Origin of the sequence: Limnohabitans sp. T6-5 (assembly GCF_003063315.1) — a bacterium.
Lineage (GTDB): Bacteria > Pseudomonadota > Gammaproteobacteria > Burkholderiales > Burkholderiaceae_C > Limnohabitans_A.
On record NZ_NERV01000003.1, the window covers coordinates 266,031 to 286,865 of the forward strand.

Here is a 20,835-nt window from a genome sequence, read left to right on the forward strand (position 1 = left end):
GGCACTCGAAGAGTCCGACATGCCTTCTGATCTCCGCCAATGCATGCCGTGGCCTGAAAGTGCAGTAAGCCCATGTCGGGGTCTTCGACCACCGACCTACAGGAGCCGCTATGTAGGTCGGCACTCGAAGAGTCCGACATGCCTTCTGATCACCGCCAATGCATTCCGTGGCCTAAAAGTGCAGCAAGCCCGCGTCGGGGTCTTCGACCACCGACCTGCAAAGCCTGTGATGTGCGCACGCACCTTGGCCACGGGATAATCCAGTCCATGCATCTTGACCTTGATCACCCTGTTCTCTCGTCTCTCTTGCCCGTGGTTTTTCTGATTTTTATTGGCTTTGTCGCAGGTAAGGCCAAGCTGGTGCGTGGTGAGTCGGTGCGCGATTTATCCAATCTGGTGTTTTTGGTGCTGACCCAGGCCCTGCTGTTTCGCACCATGAGCAGCGTGCACATCGAGCAGCTCGATTTCAAGCCGGTGGCGCAATATTTCCTGGTGGCCGGGGCCTTGTTTGTGGCCATGCTCTGGGTCTACGGGGGCAACAGCCGGGCCTCGGTGTTGGCGCTGGCCAGCATTTTCAGCAACACCTTGATGATCGGCGTGCCGCTTGTGGGGCTGGCGTACGGGCAGGAGGGCCAGGTGCTGCTGTTCACCCTGATCTCTTTGCATGCTTTGGTATTGCTCAGTGCCGCCACTTTGGTGCTGGAGTTGCAAGTCGCCCACGAACACGCGGCTTTGTCGGGGGAGCGACGTCCCATCTGGCGCACGGTGGCGTCGGCCATTCGCAACGCCATCATCCATCCTGTGCCCCTGCCCATTTTGGTGGGGCTGCTCTATGCCCAAACCGGCTGGGGTTTGCACCCCGTGGTGGAGCGGCCACTGGCTTTGCTGGGCAGCGCGTTTGGACCCGTGGCCCTGGTCTTGGTCGGCATCACGCTGGCACTCACATCCCTTGGCCAGCAGCTGTCGTTGGCATTTCGCCTGTCCTTGGTCAAAACCGTGGTTCATCCGGTGCTGATGGGGAGCGTGGGCTGGTGGTTGGGGCTGCGCGGCCTGCACTTGGCCGTCATGACAGTCGCTGCCGCCTTGCCCATCGGCGCCAATGTGTTTTTGTTCTCGCAGCGTTACCGCAAAGAAGAAGATGCCGTGACCGCCGGTGTAGCGGTGTCAACGGCCATGGCCTTGGTCAGCGTCTCGGTGGTCATGGCGGTGCTGCCCTTGTTGCCTGTCTGAACGGGTAGGGTGTTTAAGGTGCCAGTCGCTCACGCAACCACTGATCGCCATCCTGTGTGTAACGCAGCCGGTCATGCAGACGGCTTTTGCGGCCTTGCCAAAATTGCCAGCTGTCGGGCACCAGACGGTAGCCGCCCCAGTGCGGTGGGCGAGGGGGTTTGAGCATGAACTGCGCGGCGTATTTGGCGGCGTTGGTTACCAGCACGGTGCGGCCTTCAATCACCTGGCTTTGCGGCGACGCCCAGGCGCCGATGCGTGAATCGAGCGGGCGGCTGTGGAAGTAGGCATCGCTTTCTTCGTCTGAGACTTTTTCGACCCGGCCTTCGATGCGCACCACACGTTCGAGTTCAACCCAATGGAACTGCAACGCAGCAAACGGGTTTCCCGCCAGTTCCTGGCCTTTTTGGCTGGCGTAGTTGGTGTACCAGACGATGCCGCGTGCGTCGTAGCCCTTGATCAGCACCACCCGTGTGCTGGGGCGCAGGTTGCTGGCCACGGTGGCCAGCGTCATGGCGTTCGGCTCGGGCACTTCAGCGGCGATGGCTTCTAGCAGCCATTGCTCAAACTGCTTGAGTGGGTCAGCGTGGGAGGCGTTTTCGTTGAGCTCGGCTTTTTCGTAGCTCTTGCGCAGGTCGGCGATGTTCATGGTGCAAGTATAGGCAGCGGTTTGGGCGCCACTTTGTCTCAGGTCAGCCAGCGCCGCAAAACATCATTCGGCATGGCGCAACAAGGCGGCCAGCGCCCGGTCTTCGATGCCGTGAGCCTGCAAGCTGCGGTAGGTCTGCAAGGCATAGTCCAGCGTGGTGCCAAAGCGTCCGCGGGCTTGCTGAAAGATTTGCCGGTAAGTGTCTGCGGTCAGGTCACCGGTGAAGCTGGGGCTGCTGCGGGGCAATGTGAAGGCCAGCGCTTTGACGGGGCCCTTGGGCGTTGCGCAAGGCAGCCAGTTGGGTGTGTAAACGTCCATGGGCATTTCTCTGGCCCACAGCCGGGTCAGTACCTCGTCGGCCTGGTCTTTGGCGATGCGGTAAACCACCCCCTTGCAGCTGCCGCCGGGCAGCAGGGCAAACACCAGGCCCGGACATTGCGGGCTGCCCCGGTTCACTCGACTCCACATTTTGAGGGCGCGGTGCCAGCCCCAGACCTGCGTGCGGTGCTGTTCAACGGCCTCAAATTCGGGGCGCCACAACAGAGAGGCGTAGCCAAACACCCACAAGTCGTGGCCCATGGCGCATTGGGCACGAAAGCGCTTCAGCAAGCCACTTTGAAATACCGCAGCCTCTGGCTGGGTGGGCAGGCCGGTTTCGGCTTGGGTGAAGCTGTCAGTCATGTGCAACAAGGCCCCATTACAATCTCGCCACTATTTTCGGAGAAAACACACATGTCGACCCCTCAAGATGACAATCAACCCGTAGTTTGGGCCGTTTTGGTGGCCGTGATCGTGCTGGCCGTGGGCCTGGCCATTGGTTTCGGTATTGCCAAGAGCAAAAAAGTCAAAGTAATAGCACCTGTGGCGGCTGCTGTAGCACCTGCCGAGGCCGCCTCGGAAGCAGCATCTGCTGCGCCAGCCGCTTCTGAAGCTGCACACGCTGAGCACAAGTAAGCACCTTTGCCGTGGCTTGCCCAACCCGCTTAGGCGGTTTTTTTTGCGCCTGTCAGCGACCGGTTGCGACTTGTACCCCATCTGTAACCGATCAAACGGTATAAACGGCCAGAACACGGTTACCATCGGTGATGTAATTTTGTTACAAAGCCTTCAGGCCCAAGTTCATGACACTTCATCCGATTTTGGCAGCCGTCACCGCTCGCATCACCGAGCGCAGCCGCCCGACCCGCCAGGCCTATTTGCAGCAGGTGGACAGCTACGCCAACCGCGCGGCTGGCGCGCAGCGTCTGGGTTGCGCCAATGTGGCCCATGCTTTTGCAGCGATGCCAGAGGGCGACAAAAACCGCGCCACTGCGCTAGACAAGATCCAGGTGGTCGCGCCGCGTGCCCCCAACATCGGCATCGTCAATGCCTACAACGACTTGCTGTCGGCCCATGCGCCGCTGCAGCACTACCCCGACCTGATCAAAGACGAGGCCCGTAAGCTGGGTGCCACGGCCCAGGTTGCTGGGGGCGTGCCCGCCATGTGCGACGGCGTGACCCAGGGCACGCCGGGCATGGAGCTGAGCCTGTTCAGCCGCGACGTGATCGCCATGGCCACGGCCGTGTCGCTGAGCCACGACGTGTTTGACGCCGCCCTGATGCTGGGCGTGTGCGACAAAATCGTGCCGGGCCTGCTGATTGGCGCCTTGCAGTTTGGCCATTTGCCCACGGTGTTTGTGCCCGCAGGCCCGATGACCAGTGGGCTGTCCAACAACGAAAAATCCAAGGTGCGTGAAAAAGCCGCTTTGGGCCATGTCGGCCGGCCCGAACTGCTGGCTGCTGAATCCGCCGCCTACCATGCAGAAGGCACCTGCACCTTTTATGGAACGGCCAACAGCAACCAGATGCTGCTTGAAGCCATGGGCCTGCATGTGCCCGGTACGGCCTTTATCAACCCGGGTGAAGGCGTGCGCCAGGAACTGACCCGCGAAGCCGCTCGCACCGTTCTGGGCTTGGTCAAAAACAAAAACTTCACGCCCATTGGCCGTTTGGTGGATGAGCGCTGCATTGTCAACGCCATGGTGGCCTTGCTGGCCACGGGCGGCTCGACCAATCATCTGATCCATTGGGTGGCCGTGGCCCGCGCCGCAGGCATTGTGATCGATTGGGATGATTTTTCAGCTTTGTCCGACGTGGTGCCTTTGCTCAGTCGCGTCTACCCCAATGGCAGTGCTGATGTGAACCAGTTCCAGGCTGCAGGTGGCCCGGGTTATGTGATCCGCGAGTTGCTCAACGCCGGTTTGATGCACGCCGATGTGCTGACGGTGCGTGCCGGTGGCCTGCGTGAATTTACCCGCATGCCTTCTTTGCAAGATGGGCAATTGGTCTGGAACGACATTGGAGTCAGCAAAGATGATTCCGTGGTGCGCCCCGCATCCAGCCCGTTCAGCGCATCGGGTGGTCTCAAGCTCTTGCAGGGCAACCTGGGCCGCAGCGTGATCAAGATCTCTGCGGTGCCCGAAGAACTGCACACCATCGAAGCGCCAGCCCGCGTGTTCAGCTCGCAAGACGAGTTGCATGCCGCGTTCAAGGCCGGAGAGCTCGACCGTGATGTGGTGTGCGTGGTGCGCTGGCAAGGCCCTCAAGCCAACGGCATGCCCGAGCTGCACAAACTCACTCCGCCCCTGGCCGTGCTGCAAGGCAAAGGCTTCAAGGTGGCGCTGGTCACCGATGGCCGCATGAGCGGCGCGTCGGGCAAGGTGCCTGCCGCCATCCATGTCTCGCCCGAAGCCGCAGCCGGTGGCCCGCTGGCCAAGGTGCAGGACGGTGATGTGATCCGCCTGGACGGCGTGGCGGGCACCCTGCAAGTGCTGGTGAGCGAGGCCGAATGGGCCGCCCGCCCACTGGCCCAAATGCCCGTCGAGCTGCGCGCCGCCAATGGCGTGGGCATGGGCCGTGAACTGTTTGCCAACCTGCGCCGCAATGCGCTCAAAGCCGAAGAAGGAGCCTGCACATGGCTGTGAATTTCTCTGCCCTGCAAGTGATGCAGGACGCCCCCGTGATCCCCGTGATCGTGCTGAACGATGTGGCGCACGCCGTGCCCATGGCCCGTGCTTTGGTCGCAGGCGGTATCCGCATGCTCGAAGTCACGCTGCGCACGCCGCAGGCCCTGGCCTGCATGGAAGCCATCGCCAAAGAAGTGCCCGGTGCCGTGGTGGGCGCTGGTACTGTGCGCAGCCCCGCCGATGCGGCCGCAGCGGCCAAAGCGGGTGCCCGTTTTGCGGTAAGTCCCGGCTACACCAAAACGGTCGGCCAGGCCTGCCGCGACCATGGTTTGTCGCTCTTGCCCGGTGTGGCCACTGGCAGCGAAATCATGATGGCGCAAGAAGACGGTTACACCGAACTCAAATTCTTCCCCGCCATGCAAGCGGGTGGCCCCGCCATGCTCAAGGCCTGGAGCGGTCCGTTTTTTGATGTGAAGTTTTGCCCCACGGGTGGCGTGACCCCTGGCAATGCCTTGGAGTTTTTAAGCCTGCCCAACGTGGCTTGTGTAGGCGGTTCGTGGTTGGTACCCGCCGACGCGCTGGCTCAAGGCGACTGGGCGCGCATTGAAAAGTTGGCGCGCGAGGCGAGTCAGTTGCCCCGTTGATGGTGTGCGGGTCAGAGCTTCAGCTCTGACGGATGTCCTGGGATTGCTGCACCCGCAGTCCCGGTATTCATTGATGGTGATCGAAAGTCATGTCGGACTCTGTGAGTGCCGAACTGCGAGTTGGTTATGCAGGTCGGTGGTCGAAGACTCCGACATGGATTTGCTGGGCCTTCAGCACCGACCTGCACATTCAGCGCAAACCTTGGCCTGCTGCGTACTCGGCCCGTTGAATCAACTCGACTTTGTAGCCGTCGGGGTCGGTCACAAAAGCAATCACCGTGGTGCCGCCTTTGACCGGGCCCGCTTCACGGGTGACTTGGCCGCCAGCGCCCTTGATCTTTTCGCAAGCCGCATAGGCATCGGGCACGCCCAGCGCGATGTGGCCGTAAGCCGTACCCATTTCGTAGGTCTCGACGCCCCAGTTGTAGGTCAGCTCCAGCTCGGCATGGTCGGGGTTGTTGCCATAGCCCACAAAGGCCAGCGAGTATTTGTACTCGGGGTTTTCCGAGGTGCGCAGCAGTTTCATGCCCAGCACCTGGGTGTAGAAGTCGATGGAGCGTTGAAGATTGCCAACGCGCAGCATGGTGTGTAGAAGTCTCATGATTTGGATTGTGTGGGCATTTCAAAAACCAGGCAGGCCGTGCTGGCATGGGCGTAGAGGGTGCCGTCGGGGCCGACCAGGCGGGCCTCGGCGGTGGCCAGTTGGCGGCCGCAGTGCACCACCTGGCCAATGGCCCGCACGCGCTGCACTTTGGGGGTGAGGGCCTTGACCAGCTTCACGCTCAGGTCGGCAGTGGTGTAGCCGCGGCCCGGCGGCATCATGGTGTGCACCGCGCAGCCCAGGGCCGAGTCGAGCAGGGTGGCAAACCAGCCGCCATGCACCGTGCCCAGTGGGTTCATGTGTTGCAGGCCGGGCGCCCCTTGAAAAATGGCCTGTCCCGCGCTGACTTCGATCAGCAAAAAGTCCAGTGTTTTGGCAATGCTGGCATAGGGCAGCTCGCCGCTGAGCAGGCCTTGCATGACTTCCAGACCCGTTTTGCCCGCCACTTGGTCGGGTCGGGCCACGCCGGGGCCAGCGCCTGCATTCAGGCGGGTTCGTATTTCTTGCTCTTGCGCCAGCCAGGTGTTGAGCAAGTTGGGAGGTGTGTTCACAGTCGTATCCAGATCAAAAAAAGGGCCTTGCGGCCTGGGTTCAGAGTGATGATTTCATCCAGTACAGAGCTTGCAGCATGGCGGACCCCCAAGGCAACCACCTTGGCGACTTCGTTGCGGGGTGCAGGCATTTCGTGGCTCGGCGCATCAAGTACCATTGCCCAGGTTCAAATCGCCGGATCCCGGGTTTTAACGGAGAAAAGCCATGTTCAGCCATGTGATGTTGGGTGTGAATGACCTTGAGGTCTCGAAGAAGTTTTACGACGCCGTGCTCAGCACACTGGGCCATGGCCCCGGTGTAGCCAACAAAAACCGCTACTTCTACCGCAGCCCCACTGGCACGTTTGCCATCACCACGCCCATCAACGGTGAGCCTGCATGCCATGGCAATGGCAGCACGATCGGTTTTACGGTGCAGTCGGCCGAGCAAGGCGATGCCTTTCATGCGGCAGGTGTGGCCAACGGTGGCACCACCTGCGAAGACCCACCGGGTTTCCGCGAAACGCCAGCGGGCAAGCTGTACCTGGCCTATCTGCGCGACCCGGACGGCAACAAGCTCTGCGCCTTGCATCGCCCTGGATGAAGGCTCCCCCCCGACTGCAGGCCCTCCTGGAAGAGGGCCTGATCGACACCGTGGTTCGCCAGCTCATGAGTGGCAAAGAGGCCATGGTGTTTGTGGTGCGCTGCGGGGACGAGACCCGCTGCGCCAAGATTTACAAAGAAGCCACGCACCGCAGTTTTCGCCAAGCGGTGGATTACACCGAAAACCGCAAGGTCAAAAACTCGCGCTCAGCCCGGGCCATGGCCAAGGGCAGCAAGTTTGGCAGGCAAGAGCAAGAAGCCGCCTGGCAAAGCGCCGAAGTGGATGCGCTTTACCGCTTGGCCGCAGCCGGCGTGCGGGTGCCCAGACCCTACAACTTTTTTGACGGCGTGCTGCTCATGGAGCTGGTGACCGACGCCCATGGCGACGCGGCCCCGCGCCTGAACGATGTGGCCTTCACGCCAGAACAAGCCCTGCAACACCACGCCACCTTGATTGCCGAGGTGGTGCGCATGTTGTGCGCGGGTGTGGTGCATGGCGACTTGTCTGAGTTCAACATCTTGCTGGCCCACATCCCTGGCGATGGCGATCACCCCGGCGTGGACGAGCCGGTCATCATCGACCTGCCCCAAGCGGTGGACGCTGCGGGCAACAACCACGCGCAAAGCATGTTGCTGCGCGATGTGGGCAATCTGCGTGATTTCTTTGGGCAGTTTGCGCCCCAGTTGTTGAAGACCGAATACGGCCCCGAAATCTGGCGCTTGTACCAAGCGGGTCTGCTGAGCCATGAGACACCGCTGACAGGACATTTCGAACGCTCTACTGCCGACGTTGATATGGTGGCGGTGCTGCGTGAAATTGACGATGCCCGTGATGAAGAAGCGGCCCGTCGCTTGCGCATGGCCATGCCTGCGGGGTGAGGGCTGGAAATTTTGTCTACGCCGCCCGTCTCTATCGTCAAGTCACCTTCCTCGGTCGAGCCACATGCCGTCTCGCGGTTGCGTAGCGCCCGTCTGGCCCGAAGTGCCAAACCTTTTCTGGCCCGGGGTGGCATCAAGGGTGAGCGCTGCGCTGGCTGTCGCTTGGTGCCCAGCCATTGCATGTGTGGTGTGCGGCCCGTGGTGTCCACGCAGTCGGGCATGTGTTTGCTGATGGCGGACATTGAGCCCCTCAAGCCCAGCAACACGGGCTGGCTGATCGCCGATGTGGTGCAAGACACTTTCGCCTTTGGCTGGGCGCGCACCGAAGTCGATCCCGCCTTGCTGGCGCTGCTGGCCGATCCGCAATGGCAGCCTTATGTGGTGTTTCCGGGCGAGTTTGTGGCGACCGATCGGGTTGTACACGAAGTGCAGAGCCTGACGCCTCACAAACGACCCTTGTTTATCTTGCTTGACGCCACTTGGCCTGAAGCCCGCAAGATGTTCCGCAAAAGCCCTTACCTGGATGCCTTGCCGGTGCTGAGCCTCAAGCCTGAACAGGTCTCGCGCTACCAGCTGCGTCGCTCCCGGCGGGATGACCACTTTTGCACCAGTGAGGTTGCATCGCTGTGCCTGGACTTGGCGGGCGAGGCCCATGCCGCGTGCACCCTGCAGGCCTATCTGGATGTGTATACCCACCATTACCTGCAAGCCAAACACCAGCTGCCACCCGATTGGGACGGCGCGGCCCATCACGGACTGCGTGATTTGGAAGTGAATTTCTGAAAGAGCTCGAGGCAAATTGGCCGAAGCGTTGGCGTTCATTGGGCAATCGTCATGCCGTCGTCCCATGCATTCGCTATTCTTTAATAAAATAGCGTCAACGTGAAAAAGAGATCATCCAGCTGACCATACCCATTGCATTGGCATGGTACGTTGGCATGTTCAATTCGTGTGGGTAAAACCCAAGGCCGCGTCAGTGCCATGGCATGCGCGCCCATTTTGAAACGACTGAATTGAAGAGGTTGGCACACCATGGACATCACGCAGTTGCATGTAGACAAGGCCCTGAGTAACGAGGTGGTTGACAAACGTCTGGACATCTTGCGGCGCATCGGTGATACAGGTTCCATCTCTGAAGCTGCCAGGCAAGCCGGGGTCAGTTACAAAGGTGCTTGGCAAGCCATTGACACGCTGACCAATTTGGCTGGCACGGCCTTGTTGCATCGCAATGTCGGTGGATCTGGCGGCGGCGGCGCCACCTTGACTGCTGCTGGCGTGGCCTTGCTTGAAGCCGCCGAACAATTGAACGCCGCCAAGAGGGCCGCGCTCCAAAAACTGAACCAAGGTATTGGGCCTCAGGCAGGAGAGCGTCAACGTTATGGCGCCTTGAGTTTGCGCACCAGCATGCGCAATCAATTCCCGTGTTCTATTGGGAAGTTGCAAAAATCAGGATCAGCAGTTCGTGTGGAATTGAGATTGCCCGGCAAGACCTCGTTGTTTTCGAGAGTCACCCAAGAAAGTGTTGAACTGCTCAACCTTCAGGCGGGAGATGAGGTCTTTGCCCTGTGCAAAGCCACGGCGGTCAGCGTTTCGACTTCTGAGCATGCCCATGGCAATGCCGTTCATGGCGTGGTCACAAGAGCCTCTCGGGGAAGGGCGACAGGAGAGATCGGCTTGTTGCTCGACTGCGGCTTGCAAATGGTAGGTTTCGCACAAGCAGGGTTTGAATTGAAAGTTCGGCAGCGGGCTGTGGCCAATTTTGAAGAAACGGCGGTGGTGATTGCGTTGCCTTAATGGGTGATGTTGCGCTATTCTTTATATTCATACCGAATGATAAGATCGCCGTTCAACTTTAGAGTCAAGTGATCGACATGCGCCAACTCGTCAGCCTGCTGCTTATTTCCTGCTTCACCATGGGGCAAGCGTTGGCCGCTGAAGTTCAAGTCGCGGTAGCGGCCAATTTTGCGCTGCCCATGCAAAAGATTGCGCAAGCGTTCGAGCAGGCAACAGGGCACAAGGTGCGGATTGCCTTGGGCTCAACCGGTAATTTTTATGCACAAATCCGTCATGCAGCGCCTTTTCATGTTTTTTTGGCCGCTGATGACGAGACACCAATGAAGCTTGAAAAAGAAGGCTTGGGTGTGCCTGGCACACGTTTTACTTACGCGACCGGAAAGCTGGTGTTGTGGAGCAAGCAGCCCCTTGGGGTTGATGATCGCGGGGAGGTGCTGCGTTCAGGTCATTTTCAGCGCATCGCTGTGGCCAATCCGAAATTGGCGCCCTATGGCACAGCAGCCATGGAAGCCATGAGCCACTTGGGCGTCTTGGCTCAGTTGCAGCCAAAAATCGTCCAGGGCGACAACATCTCCCAGACTTACCAGTTCATCGCCACAGAGAACGCCCAACTCGGTTTTGTTGCTTTGTCGCAGGTTTATTCTGATGGGCGATTCACCCAAGGTTCAGGATGGATTGTTCCGGGTCATCTGCATACACCGATTCGGCAAGACGCATTGCTGCTGAACGCAGGCAAAGACAATCCAGCTGCAATCGCCTTGATCACCTATCTCAAGAGCGAAAAGGCCCGTGTCGTCATTCGTTCTTTTGGCTACGAACTGTGAAGCATGAATTGCCTGAGCAACAGCAAATCTTGTGTTCATCCATGGGGAATACATGCGTCACCGCGATGGGCTGGGTATGCTGTATGCATTCACACATTGCCGCCAATCACCCCATGACACCAGAGACCTTTGATGATGCCCCCGCTGACAGATGAAGCCTGGCAAGCTGTTTTGCTCACGGTGAGGTTGGCATCGTGGGCAACGGCGGTGCTGTTGCTGGTGGCCACACCGCTGGCGTGGTGGCTGTCCCAAACCCGTTCCCCCTGGAAAGCCCCGTTGAGTGCCTTGCTGACCTTGCCTTTGGTATTGCCGCCATCCGTGCTGGGCTTTTACCTGCTGGTGGCGCTCGGGCCGCATGGCCCACTTGGACAACTGACGCAGCTGCTGGGCTGGGGAGTGCTGTCCTTCACATTCACCGGCTTGTTGATTGGCTCGGTGATTTTTTCTCTGCCGTTTGCTGTGCAGCCCATACAGCATGCCTTCGAGGCCATGGGCAGTCGTCCGCTGGAGGTCGCCGCCACATTGCGGGCCAGCCCGATTGATGCTTTTTTTTCGGTGGCGCTGTTGCAAGCGCGTGGGGGCTTGCTCACCGCCGCCATATTGAGCTTTGCGCACACCGTGGGTGAGTTTGGTGTGGTGCTCATGATTGGCGGCAACATTCCTGGCCAGACGCGGGTCATCTCAACGCAGATCTACGGCCATGTAGAAGCCATGGAATACACACAGGCCCATGGGTTGGCCGGGGGCATGGTGTTGTTTTCCTTCCTGGTGCTCCTGTGTCTGGCTTTGCTGAAAAACCGCAACGTTCGGGTGCTGCCTTGAGTGCTGAAGAATTGATCGTTCAACTGACGCTGCCGCGTGCAGACTTTGAGCTGAAGGTGGATTTGCACCTGCCTGCGCAAGGCATCAGCGTGTTGTTTGGTGCCTCGGGCTCGGGCAAAACCAGTGTGCTGCGTTGCGTGGCAGGCCTAGAGCGGGCGCGCGATGCAAAAGTGATCGTGGCGGGGGAGGTCTGGCAAGACGATCTATCGGGAGTCTTCTTGCCAACGCACCGCCGTGCTTTGGGCTATGTCTTTCAGGAGTCCAGCCTGTTCGAGCATCTGGATGTCATGGGCAACCTCCGTTATGGCCTGCAGCGCGCGCGCTCGCCGCAAGCTGAACAGACTTTGCAGCTTGCTATTGAGTTGCTGGGCATTGCCCACCTGTTGCGCAGGCCACCCGATCAGCTGTCGGGTGGGGAGCGCCAGCGGGTCGCCATTGCACGGGCCTTGGCCACTGCGCCTCGCATCTTGCTGCTTGATGAGCCGATGGCTGCACTCGATCAGGCGCGACGCCTGGAAATTTTGCCGTGGTTAGAGCGTTTGCGTGACGAACTTCACATTCCCATGTTGTATGTCACCCATTCGGCGGATGAGCTGGCACGCTTGGCCAATCACCTCGTGGTCATGGCATCGGGTCGTGTTCAGTCGGCCGGTGCCGTGGGCGAGGTTTTGGCCTCTATCGATCCGCCGATGATGGTGGGTGACGATGTGGGCGCTTTGCTGCATGGGCGCGTGGTCGAGCGCGATGCGCAGTGGCATTTGGCCAGCGTGGCCATTGATGGCGGGGTCTTGTGGTTGCGTGACAGTGGTTTGCCTGTGGGCCAAACGGTGCGCTTGCGTGTATTGGCCCGGGATGTGAGTTTGACCACGACGGAGCCGGGCCACACCAGCATTCAGAACCACCTGCCCTGTGTGCTCGACGCCATTGCACCGGATGTGCATCCTTCACAAGTGCTGGTCCGTGTTCGCTGTGGTGAATCGGTGTTGCTCGCCCGCATTACACGGCGCGCGCTGGATACTTTGGGTCTCTTGCCCGGTCATGCGGCTTGGGTGCAGGTCAAATCCGTGGCGATTGCGCAATAGTCAACGCCTGACCAGAACCCGACTTTGACGGTTCAAGCCCGATAAGCCTGCACAAATGCCAAAGCCTGCGCCCGCACCTGATCTGCACTGCGCCCCAGCGTATACAAGGCCGAGCCCAATCCAAAGCCGCTGGCGCCTGCGGCGCGGTAAGTGGCCATGTTGTCGGGCGTGATGCCGCCCACGGGCACCAAGGCGGCGTCTTGGGGCAGCACGGCCCGCAGGGCTTTGACGGTGGCAGGTGAAATCATCTCGGCCGGGAAGAGCTTGAGCCCATGGGCACCGGCGTCCAGCGCGGCAAAGGCTTCTGTGGGCGTGGCCACGCCGGGCAGCACCACCATGCCCAGTGCCAGGGCCTGCGCGACCACGGCCGGATTGAAATGGGGGGCGACGACCAGACGACCGCCCGCAGCGTGAACGTCTTTGACCTGCTGCGCATTCAGCACGGTGCCTGCACCGACCAGCGCTTGAGGAAACTGCGCCGACAAAGCAGCGATGCTTTGCAAAGGCTCGGGTGAGTTCAGTGGCACCTCGATGATGGCAAAGCCGCTGCCCACCAGCGCCTCGCCCACGGCCGGGGCCTCTGCGGGGGTGAGTCCGCGCAAGATAGCGATCAATGGCAGCTGGGCCATGGCCTGGGCCAGGGTGTGGGCGGGGGTGTTCGTCGATGTCATGGTGGTTTTGTGTAGGAGCGGCGCCCTCGCCGCGATAAAGGGTCAAAGAGTCAACAAGCCGAGGCCAGCGCAAACAAGCCCGCCCAAGTGGCCTCGGCCCCTCGGCTCTGGCAGGCGATGCCCAGGTGTTGCAGGGCCAAGGTGTAGCGCTGGGTGAGGGCGTTGCTGCCGATCAGAATCACGGGTGCGGAATTGGCGTTGACGGTTTGCGTGCGCAACTCTTCGCCAATCAGCAGGCCCGACAAATAACTCGGTAAGGCCGTTTCACTCATGCGTACAAACAGCCCCAGCGTGCGCACCGCAAACAGCTTGTTCAGCACGCTGCCCGCGGTCTGGCTTTGGTCCACGCCTTGCACAAAGGCCGCTTCATCGAAGACCCCATTCAAATCCAGGGTCTTACCCAAGATCGAGTGCTGGCTGAGCAAGGCATAGACCTCGCCGGTCATGAAGGTCTGGAAATGCGTGACGCGGCCACGGTGCACCTGCACCCATTTGCTGTGCGTGCCCGGCAGCACCAGGGTGGCGCTGTCGCGCTCGGCCAGTTGCAGGGCACCAAAGATCTGCACTTCCTCGCCGCGCATCACATCGGGCGTGTTCAGGGCGTCCTGGCCCATGCAGCTCAGGCCCGGGACCAAGGCGATGCGCTCGGCCTGCAGCCACAGCAGGTGCTGGCCCAGCTCGGCAAAGCCCGCAGGGCAGGGGCAGTAAGGCGCTTCTTGCCAGCCCTGGCGGCTGCCCGCCATGCCTGAGATCAGGCACAGGGCACCCTCTTCTTGCATCCAGTCGCCAAAGTGTTCATGGAACACCGCTTCAAACTGGCCCGGCGGCACGGTGAGGATGCCGCGAGAAAATTCGCGTGATTCCAGCACCTGGCCGGTGGTGCCCAGCCGTGCACCTCGCAGCGAAGAGGTGCCCCAGTCGATGGCGATCAAGGGTCTCATGGGGTGTGAGCTTTCATCAAAAAGTCCAGCACCGCAGCGTGCCGGGGCAGCGGGGCCACGGCGCCATAGCCTTGCACCGACAAAGCCGCTGCGGCGTTGGCGTAGGCGGTGGCGTCCCACAGGCTGTCGCCTGCAGACAGGCGCGCCAACAGGTTGCCTGCAAAACAGTCGCCTGCGCCTGTGGCGTCCACCGCTGGCACGTTGAAGCCCGGCACGGTGCGCTGCGTTTGACCATCGCTGGCCAGTGCGCCATCGGCCCCCAGCTTGAGCACGACCTGCGCAGCGCCTTGCGCATGGCTCCAGCCGATGATGTCTCGTGCTTGGGTGAGGCCCGTGAGTGCGGTCATGTCTTCGAGGCTGGGCAAAAACAAATCGCACAGACTGGCGGCCTGGCGGATGCAAGCCTGCGCACGCGCCAGCGGCCACAGCGACAGGCGCAAGTTGGAGTCGAGTGCCACGCGCGTGCCTACGCTGCGGGCATGCTGCATGGCGGCCAAGGCCGTGTCGCAGGCTGAGCTTGAGATCGCCAGCGAGATGCCCGACAGGTGCAGCCACTGGCTGCTGGCGATGGCGTCTTGCCAATGCGCCAAGTCTTGTGGTTGCATGCGGCTGGCCGCAGAGCCTGCACGGGCGTAACTGAAATGGTGGCCTTGCGCGTCGTGGCTCACAAAGTACATGCCGGTGGGCGCTTGGGCGTCGCGCAGCACGGTGTGGGTGTCCACGTTTTCGCGTTGCCACAAATCCATGAGGCGCTCGCCCCAACGGTCGCTGCCCAAGCGGCTCAGGTAGGCCACGCGAGCCCCGGCCCTTGCTGCGGCAATGGCGGCGTTGCTGGTATCGCCGCCAAAGCCTTGCAAGTACAGCGGAGCTTCATCGGGCTGTTGGACTTTGGTTTGATTGAACTCGACCATGGGTTCGCCAAGCGCCACGATGTCCAGGGTTCGGGTGGAGTGCTTCATGTCAGAGAAGTTTTGTCAAAATGCCTTCATGTTTGAGCTTGTGCAGAATCAAGCAGCTTCAATCGGCGAGCAAAGCGTTTAGGTTGACGACTGAATCAAACGGCGCAAAAATTTTCCAGCTGTTGGACCTTGAACTTGTTGATCGGCAAAAGACCACTGACCATTGACCATCACCCGCTCAATGCCTTCGCACATTTGTTGGGGCTGTTCATAAGTGGCTTTGTCCTGTATGAGGCCTGGATCCAACACCACCAAATCAGCAAATCCGCCTTCACGCAACACTCCCCGGTCGATCAGTCCGAAACGCTGGGCCGACATTCCTGTCATTTTGTGAATGGCCTCTGGCAAGCTGAACAGTTTTTCATCGCGACAATAATGTCCCAGCACGCGTGCGAAGGAGCCCCACAAGCGTGGGTGGGGGCGTTCATCATGGGGTAATCCATCGGAACCGATCATGCTCAAAGGGTGAGTCAGAACCCTGCGTACATCGTCTTCACGCATCTGAAAATAGCAGGCCCCTCCGGGCATCAGTCGACGGCACGCCTGCCTTTGATCTGTTCGCCATTCCTGCGCGATATCAGCCAAGTAACGGCCTGCCATTTCAGGATGCGTATCGCTGCGCGTGATCAGAATATCGATGACACCATCCACCAGATCCTCACGCAGCAAAGTGGAACCCGCACTGTAGGGGTAGACATCGGTGCCTACACTTTGGCGATGGCTGAGCCTTTCAAGCATGGCCAGCGTTTCGATGGTGCGTCCCCAGTTGCGTGGCCCTGCACATTTGTGGTGCGACATGATCCAGGTGGCTGGACCTGCCAGCGCCGTGTCTGCCGCTTCTTGCATGGCTTCCAGTATGTCGTCCATCTCGTTGCGAATGTGTGTCACGTAAACAGCACCGTGGCGACCAACCACGCGCACCAGAGTCTGCATTTCTTGCATGTCAGCGGCAAACGCTTGCTGGTAAAACAGGCCAGAAGATAAACCCAGTGCACCCTGATTCAAAGCTTGATCCAGCAAGGCGGCCATGGCTTTGGATTCATCGGGAGTGGCTGCCCGATTGAGATCTGCCATGACCGTGGCTCGCAGAGTGGTGTGACCAATCAATGCCCCGACATTGACCGCTGGTGGTTTTTTTTCAAGGGCCTTAGCGTAATCGTTCAGTTGCGCAAAACGAAATTCGGAAGTGTGAAGCAAATCCAGTGGTGAACCCGGTGTATCACTGATCAACGGTACCAACGATAAACCGCAGTTTCCCGTGATGACGGTGGTGACGCCTTGTGATAGTTTGGCCAACATACTTGGGTCGCGCAGGACCATGGCATCGTCATGGGTATGCACATCGATAAAGCCAGGTGCGACAGTCAAACCCTTTATATCCAAAATTTCATCGGCATCCAGTGTCAAATTTTCACCAATGGCCACAATGCGCTCACCTTGCACACAAAGGTCAGCCGGTCTAGCGGGTGCGCCTGTACCATCCACCAATTGCGTATTGCGCAACAAAAGCGATTTCATGCTTGCGTATCTTTCTCGACACTGGACCAAGCCCAGTCCACCGTTGGGTGATGGTCCACATCTTGCCCGTGGGCCTGCAAGACCGATTTGAATTTCGCTAAGTGCCGTGCGGCATTTGGCCCCAAGGCTTTGAGTACCAATACCATCAGTAATTCAATCACCAACAAATGAGCAATGTATGCCTCAGTACCCACTCGCATCACAGCATCTTGGGGAACACTGATCTCTATGACCACGTCGGCCATCTGTGCCAATGCTGTGTCGGGTTGCGTGATGGCGATCACCTTGGCACCTTGTGATTTGGCGAAACCCACTGCTTCGAGCATGAAAGGCATGCGTCCGACGTGCGAGATCGCCACCGCCACGCCCAAAGGGCCCAATGTTGCCGCAGAGATAAGTTGTTGGTGGGCATCGTGCACTGCGTGCGCATGGCGTCCGAGTCGGAACAATCGGCCTTGCAGGTCGTTCGCCATGAATGCAGATGTGGCCCCCACCGAATAACAGTCAATGCGTTCAGCACAGACCAGCAGTTTGGCAGCCTTTTCAAGGACTGCGGGGTCCAGTTGTTGCTGTAAAGCGCTGATGGATGCAGCGGCACTGCTGAGAATTTTTTGAACGATTGCTGACGTGCTGTCGTGCATCGTGACTGATCTGTGCACAGGGGCATGTCGGGCCAAATCCTGTGCAAGGGCCAGTTTGAATTCTCGAACACCTTCAAAACCCAGTTGACGGGCAGTGCGCATGATGGTGGGCATGGACACCTGTGCTTGTACAGCCAAGGCATCGACGCTCATGGACAGGGCACGCTCTGGATCATGGAGCACGACTGCAAGCACTTGCTGTTGAGCACGAGGCAAACCGGGTGCTGCCGCCTGCATGCGCTGGAGCAAATGGGGGTAACGTTCACTCATGTTTAACACATATCAAAAATTCACAGAGACCGCATCAACGACGTGATAAGCATCGTTAACCACGGGCATCCAGCGCCACTTATCAAAGGTCGTGCAAGGGTGTGAGATGCCGCTACCGACCAGGTGGCCCACTATCGGGTGTTGATCTTGGGGAGACTGTGCATCAAAGTGCAAATACGCATGCTGGTCATTCAGTGCGGTCACGGCCCAATGGGCAGGCACCTTGCGGGTTTGGACATCACCCAGCTGTGCACGCCATTCAGGCACAGGCAAGTCCAGGTCGTACGAGACATCGCGCTTGCCCATTGACAAAATGGCCAGACCTGGCTCTGGGCAAGACTGGACCACACTGACCAACTCGATGGCCGGGCGCAAAGTCTCTTTCAAATTCAGACGCTCGCCGACGCACTTCAAATGTTGCCGGTATTGCACATGGTCATGCGTGAGGTAACAACCCGACCGAAGAATGCCCCGTGCGGGCCGACTCAAATGCGGTGTCAAATGTAACGCGACCAAATCGAAGATGGCCGATCCCCCTGCCGAGATGATGACTTCATTTGTTTCAAAGCAATCATCAGCTTCGCATGCCATGGCTATTTTTTGTACGCGAGCCATCAAGGCCGCTACGCTGTCTTTGTCATGTTCATGGTTGCAAGTGGCCAAAGCGCCTTCATAGCACTCGATGCCTGCTAGTTTCACTGCTGGGCTGCTTCGTATGTTATGCGCCAGTGTGAGCGCCTCCTGGTGGTCACGACAACCCGTTCGTTTGCCCTCGATGCCCAGCTCCAAAAAGACAGTGAAGACGGAACTGGACTGTCGCTGAACACGCCATTCTTCGATCAAACGCAATTGAGCCAGCGAGTCGATCAGAAAATAGACTTGCAATCCTGCATGCGCACGCAGTAATTCTGACAAGCTGTCCAGATCGACCGCTTGCAGCACTTGGTTGGCGATGATGATCCGGCGTACGCCATGGCGCGCGCCCAGACCTGCCTGAAAGACATTGGCAAAACTGATACCCCATGCCCCGGCCTCCAGTTGGCGGGCATACAGCTCGGGCGACATGGTGGTCTTGCCATGCGGCGCAATGTCCAGCCCACGCGTCTGGCAAAAATCTTTCATCCAGTTGAGGTTGTGCTGCAGTGCCGAATTCTTGAGCACCGCCAGTGGAAACGATAAATCGCCTCGCAGGACTTGCCAATCTTGCACACCTGCGTCTTTCAGGTCGATGGGGTCAAGGTGCATTGGAAAGCCTTTGCAGGCAGCATTCAGTTTCATGGTTCAATTCAATTCATCATGTCGCCAGCAGGCCAACAGGCGCCCTGCTGAAGTGGGTCTCAATTCCGGAGTGGTTTCAGCACAAGCTGCCAAAGCATGGGGACAACGGGTGCGAAACACACAACCAGACGGTGGGTTTAAAGGACTCGGCGGATCGCCATGCAGCACCACTTGGGGTGGGGCTTGATCAGGGTCGGGAACAGGTGCAGCAGAAAGCAAGGCACGTGTGTAAGGATGTGCAGGGGATGAAAAAAGCTCAACCGTTGAAGCGATTTCCATCACGCGCCCCAAATACAAAACCACCACACGGTCGCACAGGTACTGCACCATATCCAGGTCGTGCGAAATGAACAACAAGGTCAAACCGAGTTGTTCGCGCAAACGGATCAAAAGATTGACAATTTGCGCCTGGATCGACATGTCCAGTGCTGACAGTGGTTCATCGGCCACGATGAAACTAGGCTCAACCGCCAAAGCCCTGGCAATGCCAAGACGCTGCTTTTGACCGCCTGAAAATTCATGTGGAAATCGCTCGGCGTGTTCTGTCTTGAGTCCCACCAAATCGAGTAACTGTGCAATGCGTGGCCCCCGCTCAGCCCCAGTGTGAAGGGCATGGGTGCTGAGCACTTCGCTGAGCATGTCACCTGCCCTCTGCCGGGGGTTAAGACTGGGGTCTTGAAACACCATTTGCACATGGCGGCGCAAAGAACGCATTTTCCCTGAACTTAGACCCACCAGTTCTTGTCCCTCGAAATGAACAGATCCTCCAGCCACCGGAATCAACTGCAGAACGGCCCGCCCCAGTGAACTTTTGCCGGAACCTGACTCACCCACGAGGCCGAGGGTTTCACCTTGTGCAATGTCAAAACTCACTTCATGCACGGCCCGAACCCTTTGAGCACCACGGCCAAACTCGACCGTCAAGTTCTCTAGTCGCAACATGGGCTTCATGGTCGGTACTCCAGATGGCAAGCACGAGCATGGGCGTCATCGCCCTGCCAAACAGGCGCTTGCACATCGCATAGGGCCATTCTGGACGCACAGCGCTCGGCAAAACTGCAGCCTGATCCGAGTCTGTTCATGTTTGGGGCTTGCCCTGGAATATCCTGCAAAACCATGCGGTGCCCTTCGCGAAGAGACAGCTGTCGCGCGCGACCCGGCAGGCAAGCCAACAAGCTTCGAGTGTAAGGATGTGCCGGTTGTGCGAACAAAGCATGAACACCCGACTGTTCGACCACCTGACCGGCGTACATCACAGCCACGCGCTCGGCGTGGTGGGCCACCACGCCCAAGTTGTGGGTGATGAACAGGATGCTCATGCCTGTGTCGCGCTGCAAGCGCGACATGAGGGCCAAAATTTGAGCCTGAATCGTCACGTCCAGTGCGGTTGTGGGTTCGTCGGCGATCAACACTTTGGGCTCACAGACCATGGCCATGGCAATCATCACGCGTTGCCTCATGCCACCAGACAGTTGGTGCGGATATTCATCCAGCCTTTGCCGGGCAGCTGGAATTTCCACCTGTTCCAGCGCCTGCAAGGCCCGTTGCCGCGCTGCCACTTTGTTGACGCCCCAATGCAGGCGAACGGATTCGGCTATTTGTTCGCCAACGGTCAGAAGTGGATTCAGACACGTCATGGGTTCCTGAAAAATCATGGCCAACTGGTGACCACGCAAACGCCTCATGTGGGCATTGTCCAGTTGCAGCAAATCGCAGGTTTGACCTGATGCATCGGTGAAGATTGCTTGCCCGCCACATTGCCATTGGGCATTGCGCGCAAGCAATCGCATCAAACTCAGGGCTGTGAGTGATTTTCCGCTGCCCGACTCACCCACCAACGCCAGTGTTTGTCCGGCGTGTAAATCGAAACTGACCCCACGCACCAATGGCACCATGCCATCTCGTTGAACCAGGGTCGTGGTCAGGTCACGCACTTGTAAAAGCGGTGTTGTCATCA

At 59.1% G+C, this 20,835-nt stretch carries 23 protein-coding genes; 11 read left to right on the plus strand and 12 right to left on the minus strand.

Features of this window, described 5'->3' with window-relative positions; translation table 11 throughout:
* Nucleotides 1-267: 267 nt before the first annotated feature.
* Nucleotides 268-1,230, plus strand: coding sequence for an AEC family transporter (locus B9Z51_RS12890; protein ID WP_108375357.1), 963 nt, complete (start codon nucleotides 268-270; stop codon nucleotides 1,228-1,230).
* Between the two features lie 13 nt (nucleotides 1,231-1,243).
* On the opposite strand, the gene pdxH is transcribed toward B9Z51_RS12890, so the two are convergent.
* Both pdxH and B9Z51_RS12900 read right to left on the minus strand, forming a co-directional pair.
* Complete coding sequence (gene pdxH, locus B9Z51_RS12895) at nucleotides 1,244-1,876, minus strand: pyridoxamine 5'-phosphate oxidase (protein ID WP_108375359.1); 633 nt, start codon at nucleotides 1,874-1,876, stop codon at nucleotides 1,244-1,246.
* 63 nt (nucleotides 1,877-1,939) lie between these two features.
* Entirely contained in the window at nucleotides 1,940-2,557 is a 618-nt protein-coding gene (locus B9Z51_RS12900; protein ID WP_108375361.1) for a gamma-glutamylcyclotransferase, read from the minus strand.
* Nucleotides 2,558-2,608: 51 nt separating this feature from the next.
* Here B9Z51_RS12900 and B9Z51_RS12905 point away from each other — a divergent pair, with 51 nt between their 5' ends.
* The 3 genes from B9Z51_RS12905 (at nucleotide 2,609) to eda (ending at nucleotide 5,465) form a co-directional block, all read left to right on the plus strand.
* Entirely contained in the window at nucleotides 2,609-2,830 is a 222-nt protein-coding gene (locus tag B9Z51_RS12905) for a hypothetical protein (RefSeq protein WP_108375363.1), read from the plus strand.
* 167 nt (nucleotides 2,831-2,997) lie between these two features.
* On the plus strand, nucleotides 2,998-4,839 hold the full coding sequence (gene edd / locus B9Z51_RS12910; protein ID WP_108375365.1) for a phosphogluconate dehydratase: 1,842 nt from the start codon (nucleotides 2,998-3,000) through the stop codon (nucleotides 4,837-4,839).
* Nucleotides 4,830-5,465, plus strand: a complete 636-nt coding sequence (gene eda, locus B9Z51_RS12915) for a bifunctional 4-hydroxy-2-oxoglutarate aldolase/2-dehydro-3-deoxy-phosphogluconate aldolase (RefSeq protein ID WP_108375367.1) — start codon at nucleotides 4,830-4,832, stop codon at nucleotides 5,463-5,465. The genes edd and eda overlap by 10 nt, the downstream gene beginning before the upstream one ends.
* Before the next feature lie 190 nt (nucleotides 5,466-5,655).
* Here eda and gloA read toward each other — a convergent pair whose 3' ends face one another.
* Together gloA and B9Z51_RS12925 are read right to left on the minus strand one after the other, a co-directional pair.
* The gene (gene gloA, locus B9Z51_RS12920) at nucleotides 5,656-6,066 is read right to left on the minus strand and encodes a lactoylglutathione lyase (protein ID WP_108375369.1); all 411 of its coding nucleotides are present in this window, start codon (nucleotides 6,064-6,066) and stop codon (nucleotides 5,656-5,658) included.
* On the minus strand, nucleotides 6,063-6,617 hold the full coding sequence (locus B9Z51_RS12925) for a PaaI family thioesterase (RefSeq protein WP_108375370.1): 555 nt from the start codon (nucleotides 6,615-6,617) through the stop codon (nucleotides 6,063-6,065). The genes gloA and B9Z51_RS12925 overlap by 4 nt, the downstream gene beginning before the upstream one ends.
* A gap of 205 nt (nucleotides 6,618-6,822) precedes the next feature.
* On the opposite strand from B9Z51_RS12925, the gene B9Z51_RS12930 reads away from it, so the two are divergent.
* The 7 genes from B9Z51_RS12930 to modC all read left to right on the plus strand — a co-directional run bounded on the left by B9Z51_RS12930 (nucleotide 6,823) and on the right by modC (nucleotide 12,600).
* Nucleotides 6,823-7,200 (plus strand): VOC family protein, encoded by a 378-nt coding sequence (locus B9Z51_RS12930; protein WP_108375372.1) that lies wholly within the window; start codon nucleotides 6,823-6,825, stop codon nucleotides 7,198-7,200.
* Complete coding sequence (locus B9Z51_RS12935; protein WP_108375374.1) at nucleotides 7,197-8,078, plus strand: PA4780 family RIO1-like protein kinase; 882 nt, start codon at nucleotides 7,197-7,199, stop codon at nucleotides 8,076-8,078. The genes B9Z51_RS12930 and B9Z51_RS12935 overlap by 4 nt, the downstream gene beginning before the upstream one ends.
* A 33-nt stretch (nucleotides 8,079-8,111) precedes the next feature.
* Nucleotides 8,112-8,861: a tRNA-uridine aminocarboxypropyltransferase gene (locus B9Z51_RS12940; RefSeq protein ID WP_108375988.1), complete on the plus strand. Its 750-nt coding sequence runs from the start codon at nucleotides 8,112-8,114 to the stop codon at nucleotides 8,859-8,861.
* 249 nt (nucleotides 8,862-9,110) lie between these two features.
* The gene (locus B9Z51_RS12945) at nucleotides 9,111-9,872 is read left to right on the plus strand and encodes a TOBE domain-containing protein (protein ID WP_108375376.1); all 762 of its coding nucleotides are present in this window, start codon (nucleotides 9,111-9,113) and stop codon (nucleotides 9,870-9,872) included.
* Between the two features lie 77 nt (nucleotides 9,873-9,949).
* The gene (gene modA, locus B9Z51_RS12950) at nucleotides 9,950-10,696 is read left to right on the plus strand and encodes a molybdate ABC transporter substrate-binding protein (RefSeq protein ID WP_108375378.1); all 747 of its coding nucleotides are present in this window, start codon (nucleotides 9,950-9,952) and stop codon (nucleotides 10,694-10,696) included.
* A gap of 132 nt (nucleotides 10,697-10,828) precedes the next feature.
* Nucleotides 10,829-11,518, plus strand: coding sequence for a molybdate ABC transporter permease subunit (gene modB, locus B9Z51_RS12955; protein WP_199227535.1), 690 nt, complete (start codon nucleotides 10,829-10,831; stop codon nucleotides 11,516-11,518).
* Nucleotides 11,515-12,600 carry a molybdenum ABC transporter ATP-binding protein gene (gene modC, locus B9Z51_RS12960; protein WP_108375382.1) on the plus strand — a complete coding sequence of 362 codons (1,086 nt, stop codon included), beginning with the start codon at nucleotides 11,515-11,517 and terminating at the stop codon, nucleotides 12,598-12,600. The genes modB and modC overlap by 4 nt, the downstream gene beginning before the upstream one ends.
* 32 nt (nucleotides 12,601-12,632) lie before the next feature.
* On the opposite strand, the gene B9Z51_RS12965 is transcribed toward modC, so the two are convergent.
* From B9Z51_RS12965 to B9Z51_RS13000, 8 genes are all read right to left on the minus strand, one after another.
* Nucleotides 12,633-13,271 (minus strand): 2-dehydro-3-deoxy-6-phosphogalactonate aldolase, encoded by a 639-nt coding sequence (locus tag B9Z51_RS12965; protein WP_108375384.1) that lies wholly within the window; start codon nucleotides 13,269-13,271, stop codon nucleotides 12,633-12,635.
* Nucleotides 13,272-13,321: 50 nt separating this feature from the next.
* A complete protein-coding gene (locus B9Z51_RS12970) occupies nucleotides 13,322-14,212 on the minus strand; it encodes a 2-dehydro-3-deoxygalactonokinase (RefSeq protein ID WP_108375386.1) in 891 nt (296 codons plus the stop codon).
* The gene (locus B9Z51_RS12975; protein ID WP_108375388.1) at nucleotides 14,209-15,171 is read right to left on the minus strand and encodes a sugar kinase; all 963 of its coding nucleotides are present in this window, start codon (nucleotides 15,169-15,171) and stop codon (nucleotides 14,209-14,211) included. Before B9Z51_RS12975 ends, B9Z51_RS12970 begins: the two co-directional genes overlap by 4 nt.
* A gap of 78 nt (nucleotides 15,172-15,249) precedes the next feature.
* Nucleotides 15,250-16,689 carry an amidohydrolase family protein gene (locus tag B9Z51_RS12980; RefSeq protein WP_108375390.1) on the minus strand — a complete coding sequence of 480 codons (1,440 nt, stop codon included), beginning with the start codon at nucleotides 16,687-16,689 and terminating at the stop codon, nucleotides 15,250-15,252.
* A complete protein-coding gene (locus B9Z51_RS12985) occupies nucleotides 16,686-17,600 on the minus strand; it encodes a MurR/RpiR family transcriptional regulator (RefSeq protein ID WP_233254958.1) in 915 nt (304 codons plus the stop codon). The genes B9Z51_RS12980 and B9Z51_RS12985 overlap by 4 nt, the downstream gene beginning before the upstream one ends.
* A 12-nt stretch (nucleotides 17,601-17,612) precedes the next feature.
* Nucleotides 17,613-18,878 carry an alanine racemase gene (locus B9Z51_RS12990; protein WP_108375392.1) on the minus strand — a complete coding sequence of 422 codons (1,266 nt, stop codon included), beginning with the start codon at nucleotides 18,876-18,878 and terminating at the stop codon, nucleotides 17,613-17,615.
* A 3-nt stretch (nucleotides 18,879-18,881) separates the two neighbouring features.
* Complete coding sequence (locus B9Z51_RS12995) at nucleotides 18,882-19,829, minus strand: ABC transporter ATP-binding protein (protein WP_108375394.1); 948 nt, start codon at nucleotides 19,827-19,829, stop codon at nucleotides 18,882-18,884.
* The gene (locus B9Z51_RS13000; protein WP_108375990.1) at nucleotides 19,826-20,833 is read right to left on the minus strand and encodes an ABC transporter ATP-binding protein; all 1,008 of its coding nucleotides are present in this window, start codon (nucleotides 20,831-20,833) and stop codon (nucleotides 19,826-19,828) included. Before B9Z51_RS13000 ends, B9Z51_RS12995 begins: the two co-directional genes overlap by 4 nt.
* Nucleotides 20,834-20,835 lie beyond the last annotated feature (2 nt).